The sequence below is a fragment of the Streptomyces sp. UNOC14_S4 genome, assembly GCF_020740835.1.
GTDB lineage: Bacteria > Actinomycetota > Actinomycetes > Streptomycetales > Streptomycetaceae > Streptomyces.
The window spans coordinates 18108-27152 of sequence record NZ_JAINFC010000039.1 but is presented as its reverse complement, the minus strand read 5'-3'; the positions used below and the strand labels follow the sequence as shown (position 1 = coordinate 27152).

The following is a 9045-nucleotide window of genomic DNA, read 5'->3' as shown; positions in this document are numbered from 1 at the left end:
GCTCAATGCTGAACCGCGGAAGCCACCGCCCCAACCACCCCGGCAGCCACCAATTCGCCCCGCCCAGCAAATGCATCAACGCCGGCACCAACAACGTCCGCAGCACGAACGCGTCCAACGCCACCGCCACCGCCAGCCCGATCCCGAACATCGCGATCACCCGGTCCCCGCTCAGGACGAACGCCAGGAAGACCGAGATCATGATGACGGCGGCAGAGTTGATGACACGGCTGGTCTCCGCGAGACCCACCCGCACCGCACGGCAGTTGTCACGCGTCGCCAGCCACTCCTCGTACATCCGGCTGACCAGGAAGACCTGGTAGTCCATGGACAGACCGAAGAGCACCGAGACCATGACGACCGGCAGGAACGGCTCGATCGGGCCCGCCCGGCCCAGCCCGAGGAGTTCGCTGCCCCAGCCCCACTGGAAGATCGCGACGATCACGCCGAAGGACGAGGCGACCGCGGCGACGTTCATCAGAGCGGCCTTCAAGGGAATGCCGACGCTACGGAAGGCCACCAGAAGCAGCAAACACCCAAGACCGACAACAGCCCCCACGAACAGCGGCAGCTTCCCCAGCACGACCCCGGCGAAGTCGTCGTAGCCGGCCGTCACCCCGCCGACGAGCACCTCCGCGCCCGTACCCTCCGTGGCTCGCGGCAGGACCGTCGTGCGCAGCCGCTCCACGAGGTCGCTGGTGGCCCGGGACTGCGGGGACGTCGTCGGCACGACGGTGATCACGCCCGTGTCCCCGCTCCCGTCGACCGTCCCCGGACCGACGGACGCGACGCCCTCGGTGCGCCGGAGGGTGTCGGGGAGGCGGTCGAAGGCCAGCCGGTCGGCGGCGCTGTCGAGGGAGGCCACGAGCGTCAGCGGGCCGTTGACGCCGGGGCCGAAGCCGTCGGCGAGCATGTCGTACGCCTGCCGGGTGGTGGACGTCGCCGGGCCGTTGCCCTGGTCGGAGGTGCCCAGGTGGAGGGAGGCGACCGGCAGGGCGAGGAGCAGCATCACCGCGGCGGCCAGCCCGCCCAGCAGCCGGGGGCGGCGTTCCACGAAGGCGGACCAGCGGGCGGCGAGGCCGGTGAGGGCCTCGGCCCGGGGGCCGCGCTCGGCGAGCCGGCGGCGCTCGCGGCGGCTGAGCGCGCGGTGGCCGATCAGCCCGAGGAGCGCGGGCAGCAGGGTCACGGAGGCGGCGACGGTGAGCACGACCGTGAGCGAGGCGGCGATCGCGACGCCGTTGAGGAAGCTCATCCGCAGCACGAGCATGCCCAGCAGCGCCACGCAGACGGTGCCCCCGGCGAAGACGACGGCGCGCCCGGTGGTGGCCACGGCCCGTTCGGCGGCTTCCTGCACGGACAGTCCGGCGCGCAGGCCCTTGCGGTGCCGGGTGACGATGAAGAGGGCGTAGTCGATGCCCACGCCGAGGCCGATGAGCGTGCCGAGCATGGGCGCGAAGCCGGCGACGGTCATGACGTGCCCGAGCAGGACGGTGCCCATGGCCGCGGTGCCGACGCCGACGAGAGCGGTGGCGATGGGCAGCAGGCTGGCCGCGAGCGAGCCGAAGGCGACGAACAGCACGACGGCCGCGACCAGCACGCCGATCACCTCGCTGAGGTGGCCGCTCGCGCCCTCGGTGGAGCCGATGGTGCTGCCGCCGAGCGCGACCTGGAGCCGGTCCGTCGCCGCGCCGCGCGCGGTCTCGACGACCTTGGCGACCTGGGCCCTGGTGGGTTCGGCGGGCCCGCCCGCGGGGCCGCCGAAGGACAGCTCGGCGTAGGCGGTGTGCCCGTCCCGGCTGATCCGGCCCTCGCCGCCGTACGGGCCGCTGACCCCGGCGACGCCCGGCAGTGCCGCGACCTCGCGGAGCACGGCGCTCATGCGCTGCTCGACGGCGGGGGCGCGGACGGTGCCGGAGGCGGTGTGCCAGACGATCGTGTCGTCGCCGCCCTGGCCGGGGAACGCCTTCTCCAGGAGGGCGGTCGCGCGGGCGGATTCGGTGCCGGGCACGCCGTAGTCGTCGGAGTACGCGGAACCGGAGAGCGTCGCGGCCGCTCCCGTGCCCAGCAGCGCGACGAGCCACAGCAGGATGACGGCGAAGCGGCGGCGCAGGCACCACCGGGCGAGTGAGGTCATGGCCTGTTTCCCGGGTATCGCGTCGATCTCTCCGGGGCATGACCCGTGGTGGACGACCGCTGGGGCTGGTGAGCAGGGCCCTCGTCGGACGCGTCGCGCGCGCGGGGCCTCTGCCGCACCACTGTGACAGGCGGTAAAGATCCATTGTCCGCTTTGTGATTCAGCCCACATATCGGACAAAGAGCGGCCGGTCTGTCGTCAGGGAAACACCCGGGGAACCCTCCGGGGAAACACCGGCGAAAACTCAGCCAAAGCTCAGCGGAACTGGCCCCAGGTGTGCGCCACGTCCACGACCACCTTGTCGCCCCACTGGAAGACGCGGAACGGCAGCCGGGCCCGTACGCCCAGGCCGATCTGGGTGTCGCCCTCGAAGCTGCTGGCGTAACGGGTGTCGCGGAAGGTCCGGTATCCGGTGACGTCCACACCGCGCAGCGGCTCGCCGACGCGGCCGGGGTAGGTGCGCTTGCCCGTGGCCGGGTCGTAGCTGGGCGCGCCCACGCGGATGTCCAGCACCGCGCCGCCCGCGACGGGGATCTCGTCGCCCGAGCCGTCCTGGTGGAGCTTGTCGACGTAGCCCACGTGGTAGCCGAGCGGGTTGTCGCCGTTGTCCTTGGCCTCGAAGACCAGGCGGTCGAAGCACTCGTGCTGCCCGGCCGTGATGTCCTGCAACGACTTGTGGGCGGCACCCGTGTTGTCCTTGCGCTGGCTGCCCCAGTCGTTGCCCTCGCACGCCTCGGCGCGCGGAGCGGCCCCCGCGGCGTGGTCGGCCGCACCGGCCGGAACCGTCGTCACCGCGAAGCCCGCGCCCGCCAGCATCAGTGCCGCGAGTGCCCTCGTCGACCGTCGCATCTCTACCCCCATCGCCAGAAATCGCCAGGAAATCATCAGGAAAAGCGGGCACGCCCTGGGCCCGCCCCCGTGATCATGCCGGACGGTTTCGGCACCTGCCGGGCGCACCATACATTTCCGGCCAACCAACGCCAAGTACGGCCGAAATTACCCATACGACAATGGCCGCCCCTCATCACGAGGGGCGGCCATCAGCCGTCGGAAAGCGGGGACGTCAGCCCTCGACGCCCAGCTTCTCCAAGATCAGCTCACGCACACGCGCCGCGTCCGCCTGGCCGCGGGTGGCCTTCATGACCGCGCCGACGAGCGCGCCCGCCGCCGCGACCTTGCCGGCGCGGATCTTGTCGGCGATCGCCGCGTTGGCCGCGATGGCCTCGTCCACGGCCGCGCCCAGGGCACTGTCGTCCGAGACCACGGCGAGGCCGCGCTTCTCGACGACCGCGTCCGGCTCGCCCTCGCCCGCGAGGACGCCCTCGATGACCTGGCGGGCCAGCTTGTCGTTGAGGGAGCCCTCGGCGACCAGCGCGCACACACGCGCGACCTGCGCCGGGGTGATCTCCAGCGTGCCGAGCTCGGCACCGGCCTCATTGGCGCGGCGGGCCAGCTCGCCCATCCACCACTTGCGGGCGGCGGTCGAGTCGGCGCCGGCCTCGATGGTGGCGACGATCAGGTCGACGGCACCGGCGTTGAGGATCGACTGCATGTCGTGCTCGGAGACGCCCCAGTCCTCGCGCAGCCGGTTGCGGCGCACGCGCGGCAGCTCGGGCAGGCCCTTGCGGAGCTCCTCCACCCACTCCCGGGCGGGAGCGACCGGGACCAGGTCCGGCTCGGGGAAGTAGCGGTAGTCCTCGGCGTTGTCCTTGATACGGCCCGAGGTCGTGGAGCCGTCCTCCTCGTGGAAGTGACGGGTCTCCTGCACGATCGTGCCGCCCGCGGACAGCACGGCCGCGTGCCGCTGGATCTCGAAGCGCACGGAGCGCTCGACGGAGCGCAGCGAGTTGACGTTCTTCGTCTCGCTGCGGGTGCCGAACTTCTCGGTGCCGTTCGGGCGCAGCGACAGGTTGACGTCGCAGCGCATCTGGCCCATCTCCATGCGGGCCTCGGAGACGTCGAGCGCCTTGATGAGCTCGCGCAGCTCGGCGACGTACGCCTTGGCGACCTCGGGGGCCCGCTCGCCCGCGCCCTCGATCGGCTTGGTGACGATCTCGATGAGCGGGATGCCGGCCCGGTTGTAGTCGAGCAGGGAGTGCGAGGCGCCGTGGATACGGCCGGTGGCACCGCCCACGTGCGTGGACTTGCCGGTGTCCTCCTCCATGTGGGCGCGCTCGATCTCCACGCGGAAGACCTCGCCGTCCTCCAGCTGGACGTCCAGGTAGCCGTTGAAGGCGATCGGCTCGTCGTACTGCGAGGTCTGGAAGTTCTTCGGCATGTCCGGATAGAAGTAGTTCTTCCGGGCGAAGCGGCACCACTCGGCGATCTCGCAGTTCAGTGCGAGGCCGATCTTGATGGCCGACTCGACGCCGACGGCGTTGACGACCGGCAGCGAGCCGGGCAGGCCGAGGCAGGTGGGGCAGGTCTGCGAGTTGGGCTCGGCGCCCAGCTCGGTGGAGCAGCCGCAGAACATCTTGGTCTTGGTGCCGAGCTCGACATGGACCTCCAGGCCCATGACGGGGTCGTAGGACGCCAGCGCGTCCTCGTACGACACCAGTTCAGTGACGGTCACGGAAAATCAAACCTCTCAGTCCGCGAGGACGTCGTCGCTGTTCATCCGGCGCAGCTCCCGGACGAGCAGAGCGACACCGGTGACGATGGCGGCCGCGGAGACCACGGCGTCGATCAGCTGGAGCGTGTCCTGCTCGCCCCGGGCCTTCTTGGCCTGCTTGTAGACGCTGATCGCGCCGAACGCGGTGGTGCCGATGGACAGGTAGGTGCCGGGCTTGGACTTCTTGAAGCCCTTGGCCTTCTCGAGCTTGCTCACAGCGACGGTGCCTCCTCGAGGAGCGGGTGACCCCAGCGCTCGTTGAAGGCGGCCTCGACGGCGGCACCGACCCGGTACAGCCGGTCGTCCTTCATCGCGGGGGCGATGATCTGCAGACCCACCGGCAGGCCGTCCTCGGGCGCCAGGCCGCAGGGCAGCGACATGGCGGCGTTGCCGGCCAGGTTGGTGGGGATGGTGCACAGGTCGGCGAGGTACATCGCCATCGGGTCGTCGGCGCGCTCGCCGATCGCGAAGGCGGTGGTCGGGGTGGTCGGCGAGACCAGCACGTCGACCTGCTCGAAGGCCTTCTCGAAGTCCCGCGTGATGAGCGTGCGGACCTTCTGCGCCGAGCCGTAGTAGGCGTCGTAGTAACCGGAGCTCAGGGCATACGTACCGAGGATCACGCGGCGCTTGACCTCGGGGCCGAAGCCGGCCTCGCGGGTGAGCGCGGTGACGTCCTCGGCGGACTTCGTGCCGTCGTCGCCGACCCGCAGGCCGTAGCGCATGGCGTCGAAGCGGGCCAGGTTGGAGGAGCACTCCGAGGGCGCGATCAGGTAGTACGCGGCCAGGGCCAGGTCGAAGGAGGGGCAGTCCACCTCGACGATCTCGGCACCGAGCTCCTTGAGCAGCTCGACGGACTCGTCGAAGCGCTGCAGCACACCGGCCTGGTAGCCCTCGCCGCGGAACTGCTTGACGACGCCGACGCGCATGCCCTTGACGTCGCCGTTGCGCGCCGCCTCGACGACGGCCGGGACCGGGGCGTCGATGGAGGTGGAGTCCATCGGGTCGTGACCGGCGATGACCTCGTGCAGCAGGGCCGCGTCCAGCACCGTACGGGCGCAGGGGCCGCCCTGGTCGAGGGAGCTGGAGAAGGCCACCATGCCGTAGCGGGAGACGGCGCCGTAGGTCGGCTTGACGCCGACGGTGCCGGTGACGGCGGCGGGCTGGCGGATGGAGCCGCCGGTGTCCGTGCCGATCGCGAGGGGGGCCTCGTAGGAGGCGAGGGCCGCGCTGGAGCCGCCGCCCGAACCACCGGGGATCTTCGTCAGGTCCCAGGGGTTGCCGGTCGGGCCGTAGGCGCTGTTCTCGGTGGAGGACCCCATGGCGAACTCGTCCATGTTGGTCTTGCCGAGGATGACGACGTCCGCTTCCTTGAGCCTGCGCGTCAGCGTGGCGTCGTAGGGCGGGAGCCAGCCTTCGAGGATCTTGGAGCCGACGGTGGTCGGGACGCCCTTGGTGGTGAAGATGTCCTTCAGCGCGAGCGGGACGCCGGCCAGCGGGCCGAGCTTCTCGCCGCGGGCGCGCTTCTCGTCGACGGCGCGGGCCTGCGCGAGGGCGCCCTCGCGGTCGATGTGCAGGAAGGCGTGCACCTTCTCGTCGACGGCCTCGATGCGGGCCAGGTGGGCCTCGGTCACCTGGACGGCGGTGAGCTCGCCGGAGGCGATCTTCGCGGCGATCTCCGCCGCGGTGAGCTTGATGATTTCGGCAGTCATGGTCAGTCCTCCCCCAGGATCTGCGGCACCTTGAAACGCTGCTGCTCCTGGGCGGGGGCGCCGGAGAGCGCCTCCTGCGGGGTCAGCGACGGACGGACCTCGTCCGTACGCATGACGTTGGTCAGCGGCAGCGGGTGGGACGTCGGCGGGACGTCCTGGTCGGCGACCTCGGAGACGCGGGCGACCGCGCCGAGGATGTCGTCGAGCTGTCCGGCGAAGTGGTCGAGCTCCTCGGCCTGCAGCTCCAGACGTGCCAGCCGGGCGAGGTGGGCGACCTCCTCGCGCGTGATGCCAGGCATGCGGCGATCCTTCAGGGGTTCGTGACGGATTCTGGGCAGTTTGATGGCCCAATCCTATCCGGGGCGTCCCCGCACAGCGGCCGCGCCCGTCAGGGGCGCGGGGAACTGCGCGACCAGCCCCCACCGGACCCGCAGACGCGAGCGGAGCGCAAGAGGCACCCCGGTAGGCGCCCCGCCGAACCCCACCGGTCAGGTGACCGGCTGATCGGCCTCCTCCGCGGACGGCGCGACGCCCAGTCGCTCGTCGGCCTCGCGGTGCCAGCCGCTCTCGCTGCGCAGCCGCAGCCACGCCGTCGTCTCGTCCGGCGGCATCGCGGCGGCGACCAGCCACCCCTGCACCGCGTCGCAGCCGAGGTCGCGCAGCCGCTCCCAGGTCTCGTCGTCCTCGACGCCCTCGGCGACGACCAGCAGCCCGAGGGAATGGGCCAGGTCGAGGGTGCAGCGGACGATCTCCGCGTCCTCGTTGTCGATGGCCAGGCGGGCCACGAAGGAACGGTCGATCTTGAGCTCGCTCACCGGGAGGCGGCGCAGGTGGACGAGGGAGGAGTAGCCCGTGCCGAAGTCGTCGAGGGACATCTTCACGCCGTGGCCGGTGAGCCCGGCGAGCGTGTCGGCCGCCCGCTGGGGGTCCTCCAGCAGGACGTGCTCCGTTATCTCCAGCTGGAGCGCGCCCGCGGGCACGCCGTGCCGGGCGAGGCGCGCCGCGACCGAGCCCGCGAAGCCGGGGGTGTGCACGTCGCGGGGCGAGACGTTGACCGCCACGGGCACCTCCAGGCCCATGGCCCGCCACTTCGCGACCTGGCCGAGCGCGGTCTCCAGCACGTACTCGGTGAGCCGGGGCATCAGGCCCGAGGACTCGGCGATGGCGATGAACTCGTCGGGGGAGACCCGGCCCCGCTCGGGGTGCACCCAGCGGACCAGCGCCTCCAGGCCCTCGACATGGCCGTCGAAGCCGACCTTCGGCTGGTAGTGGAGCTCGACGTCGCCCGCGTCCAGCGCCCGCCGGAGATCGCCCAGCAGGCCCAGCCGGTCGAGGGTGTTGCCGTCGCGCCGCGCCTCGTAGACCTCGACGCCGCTGCGGTCGCGCTTGGCCTGGTACATGGCCACGTCGGCGCGGCGCAGCAGGTCGCCCGCGTCCAGCGCGTGGTCGGGGTAGACGGCCACGCCCGCGCTGGCCTCCAGGACGAGGGTGAGCCCCTCCAGGTTGAGCGGGGAGCCCAGGGCGGCCACGAGGGAGCGGGCCACACGCTGGGCGCTGGTGAGGGAGTCGGCGGTGGGGAGCAGCACCGCGAATTCGTCGCCGCCGAGCCGGGCGGCCTCCGCGTCGCGCGGCAGGGCGAGCCGCAGGCGCTCCGCTATCTGCAGGAGCAGCCGGTCCCCGGCGAGGTGCCCCAGGGTGTCGTTGACGGACCGGAAGCGGTCCAGGTCTATGAGGACGAGGGCGGCGCGGGCGCCCCCGCGCTCCGCCTCGTCGAGGGCGGTCCAGGTGCGCTCCAGCAGCCACTGGCGGTTGGGCAGCCCGGTGAGGGGGTCGCGGAGCTGCTCCTCGGCGCGGGCGCGGGCGATCCACAGGGTGGAGTCGAGCGCGATGAGCGGGACGGCGAACAGCGGCAGCAGCATGGGCGCGTGATCGGCGACGACGGCGATGAGCGGCGCGATGCCGAGGAGGGCGCCGCCGACGAGGGCCTGGCGGGCGAGCGCGGTACGGGCGATGCTGCTGAGCCCGGCGCGGGGGGCCATCGAATACCAGAGCAGGACGCGGGTGACCAGGAGGTACGCGAACGAGGCCAGCGCGATCTCGGGGATGGCGGTGATCGGCCAGGTGTCGGGCAGCCAGGGGTTCTCGACGCTGGAGACCACGCCGCAGAGGCGGAGGGCGAGGGCCGCGGCCCCGATGCCCAGGATGTCGACCGCGCCGTGGAGTAACGCCTGGCGCCAGCGGTGGTGGCGCGCGCAGGCGACGAGCAGCACGACGGAGACGCCGATCAGCACGGCGGGCAGCCAGCCGTAGAGCAGCAGCACGGCCAGGGTCAGGGCGGCCCCGGAGCCCGTGCCGCCCCACCAGCGGTCCCGGCCGAGCGCCACGAGGTGCGCGACGATCAGGGCCGCCAGGGAGGCCAGGGCCACGCCGACGGTATGCCCGGGGAACACGGCGTGCCCCTCGCTGAGTACGCGACAGATCCCGGTGGCCAGCGCGAAGACGGCCAGGGTGACGCAGACCGTCGGCAGCACGGGCGGTGGCACCCGGCGCAGCCGGGATGCCGGTTCGGCGCTGTCGGTGGGTTTCATGCC

The 9045-nt window shown here is 72.0% G+C and carries 7 protein-coding genes; all 7 read right to left on the bottom strand.

Annotated elements, in window-relative coordinates; all coding sequences use genetic code 11:
• The coding region (locus K6I34_RS06075) for an MMPL family transporter (protein ID WP_229323043.1) at positions 1-2134 on the bottom strand (2134 nt) is incomplete at its 3' end.
• Positions 2135-2389: 255 nt separating this feature from the next.
• Entirely contained in the window at positions 2390-2983 is a 594-nt protein-coding gene (locus tag K6I34_RS06070; protein ID WP_229323042.1) for a hypothetical protein, read from the bottom strand.
• A 214-nt stretch (positions 2984-3197) separates the two neighbouring features.
• The gene (gene gatB / locus K6I34_RS06065; protein ID WP_229323041.1) at positions 3198-4706 is read right to left on the bottom strand and encodes an Asp-tRNA(Asn)/Glu-tRNA(Gln) amidotransferase subunit GatB; all 1509 of its coding nucleotides are present in this window, start codon (positions 4704-4706) and stop codon (positions 3198-3200) included.
• Positions 4707-4721: 15 nt separating this feature from the next.
• Entirely contained in the window at positions 4722-4961 is a 240-nt protein-coding gene (locus K6I34_RS06060; protein ID WP_229323040.1) for a hypothetical protein, read from the bottom strand.
• Positions 4958-6454 (bottom strand): Asp-tRNA(Asn)/Glu-tRNA(Gln) amidotransferase subunit GatA, encoded by a 1497-nt coding sequence (gene gatA / locus K6I34_RS06055; protein ID WP_229323039.1) that lies wholly within the window; start codon positions 6452-6454, stop codon positions 4958-4960. Before gatA ends, K6I34_RS06060 begins: the two co-directional genes overlap by 4 nt.
• Positions 6455-6456: 2 nt before the next feature.
• Complete coding sequence (gene gatC / locus K6I34_RS06050) at positions 6457-6753, bottom strand: Asp-tRNA(Asn)/Glu-tRNA(Gln) amidotransferase subunit GatC (protein ID WP_121799983.1); 297 nt, start codon at positions 6751-6753, stop codon at positions 6457-6459.
• 189 nt (positions 6754-6942) lie between these two features.
• On the bottom strand, positions 6943-9042 hold the full coding sequence (locus K6I34_RS06045) for a bifunctional diguanylate cyclase/phosphodiesterase (protein WP_229323038.1): 2100 nt from the start codon (positions 9040-9042) through the stop codon (positions 6943-6945).
• Positions 9043-9045 lie beyond the last annotated feature (3 nt).